Here is a 2,245-nt window from a genome sequence, read left to right as displayed (position 1 = left end):
ATATTCTTACTTTGTTTTTTCAATAGGTTTTTAAGCGCTTTCTTATACTGTTTTAGTGTCATTTTACATATGTCCAATAAACATTCGTTTTTTATGCAACTATACCTATTCAGAAATCTTTTAGCCAAAGTAAATTCTATAATTATTAAGAAACTATGTAATATAATTCTACTTTCTCAATGAACTATCTTTATCTCCGCCTCTTCTTTTTTTCTCCTCATATTGCCAACTTTTAAGCTTGTCTGCTGCTGTTCTATTGCTCCCAATTGTAACATAATATGAATTTGGTTGTTCAGCAGCATATATAAAAGGATTTTGTTTAGTATTAGATATATTCAAATGAGTTTTACAAAACTTTTCTAATTCTTTTTCATTAATATCTGATATTAAGTATCTTGACTTATTAAGATACTGCTCTAAAAACTGGCTTTTTATTAATTGATCGTTTTCACCTTCTTTAGGTTTCTTTTGGTCTAATCTTTTATGGTTTTCTAGTTTTTCTTCTTGTTCTAAAAGTTGTTCAGAAATAGTAGTTTGCTTTTTCGAACTCTTAATATCTTGTAATAATGTAAGTAAAAATTTTGGAGCCAAATGTATAGGTAGGTTATTATTAAAAGCTTCTAATAAATCGTTATTAGATACATTATTTGATGCTCTTGTCCTATGAGGATTTTGTTTAATAATCTCTGGTTTAGTAGCATCCATCGAAATCATTTGCTGTAAATCATGGCCTCTTTTAGTTCTTAAAATTTCAGGAACTTCAATAGTCATACCATTAATAAGCTCTACAGTTATCTTTTTCTCGTAACCTCTTTTTTCTTTATCACTTACATTGTTATTCATTAATACTTTGAAAACACTATTAGAAATATTTTGTAAATCTTTTTGCGAGATAGTATTCCAATTTACTGTCTCAATATCAAAATTAGATAGGTTTTCATGAGTCCTTATTTCTTTTATTACTAAATCATAGCACAAAACTTCTTTTTTATTATTTAATACATACAATAAATTAAATGGAGAGCATAAATAATTTTCTATACTATAAAAATTAAGTACATAAACTTTCTCTTTGGGTAAATTATGTCGATCCCAGTCTACTGTTCCAACAGCAGTTCCTGCCAATGATTCTACCATAGAATACACTTGTTTACATCCTCCGCCCTGCTCATTGGTTTTTGTATAAGGCTCAAGAGTGCTTACAACATCTTCCAATAGATCACTCAAACCTTCTTGAAGAGCATTATCCCTTCCATATTTATGTATTTTATCACATAATGTTTGAATTTTCCTATCCTGTTTAATATGAAACCCTACAGGTAAAAATATTAATTGTGTTTTCGGGTAAGATGCGTAATGCGGTTTTAATTTTTCATTAAGATATGCAAAAAACTTAGCATCATCGGTTGACTCAACAAGCACATAATTAAAATCTTCTATTACGTTAATTAATCCTTCAGATAAATATGAAATTGCTGTTCTTGCACTTGCTACTTTTTCAATTTTTGTTAATCCATTTTCTTGAAGTAAATTATAAAAACCAAATTCTTTGCCATTATCTTTCTTATTTAATTGTTCTGCTAAGGCTATAGTAGCGGGATTATGAGTTGTTATAACGATATGGGTATTAGAAGAAAAATGATCCCTAATAATTTTAAAAAAACTTTCTATATATTCAGGATGGAAGTGTATATCTATTTCATCAAATAACAAAATGCTAGACAAATCAAAACTTAAATACTTACTTACTAGTTGGTTTGAAAATGCACAAGATATAAGGGTGAACATAACCTTTTCACCTGATGAAAGTTGAGAAAATGAAATTAGTTCACTTTGTTTTTTGAAGAGTATAGTAAACTGGTTTTTTTCTAATCTGCATTCTGCTAACTCAAATTCAAGGTTATATTTCTTTAACAATGCATTTAACGGGTCTTTAATAGGCTCAGGTACCATAGTAATATCTAAAGCTTTTGACATTCGGATATCTAAAGAATTTTGGTTGTGTTGCAAAGAATAAAATTGAAGGAAGAAGTTATAAAATTTTATGAGGTTTTTTAGAAAATATAAGCAGGGGTAGGTAAGTTAAATTGCCTTTCAACAAAGTATTTAATATTTATAGCAGAGCTCTTAAGTAAGTGATAAAGCTGCCCCTTGAATAACATATTGATTGTCTCAATCCCTCGAATGGTATTATAAGCTGTTTTATAACTATGATAACCCATAGCATCTTTGGTTTTCCATTTTA

The 2,245-nt window shown here is 28.5% G+C and carries 2 protein-coding genes; both read right to left on the bottom strand.

The features are described 5' to 3' along the window. Nucleotides 1-168 precede the first annotated feature (168 nt). Nucleotides 169-2,046, bottom strand: a complete 1,878-nt coding sequence (locus tag NF27_RS00175) for an AAA family ATPase (RefSeq protein WP_084212733.1) — start codon at nt 2,044-2,046, stop codon at nt 169-171. An 8-nt stretch (nt 2,047-2,054) separates the two neighbouring features. Then, nucleotides 2,055-2,245, bottom strand: a 191-nt coding sequence (locus NF27_RS12130; protein WP_039454516.1) for a hypothetical protein, incomplete at its 5' end; no start/stop codon positions are given.

The organism is Candidatus Jidaibacter acanthamoeba (genome assembly GCF_000815465.1).
In the GTDB taxonomy this organism is placed as follows: domain Bacteria; phylum Pseudomonadota; class Alphaproteobacteria; order Rickettsiales; family Midichloriaceae; genus Jidaibacter; species Jidaibacter acanthamoebae.
This window is presented reverse-complemented; position numbering and strand designations above follow the sequence as displayed.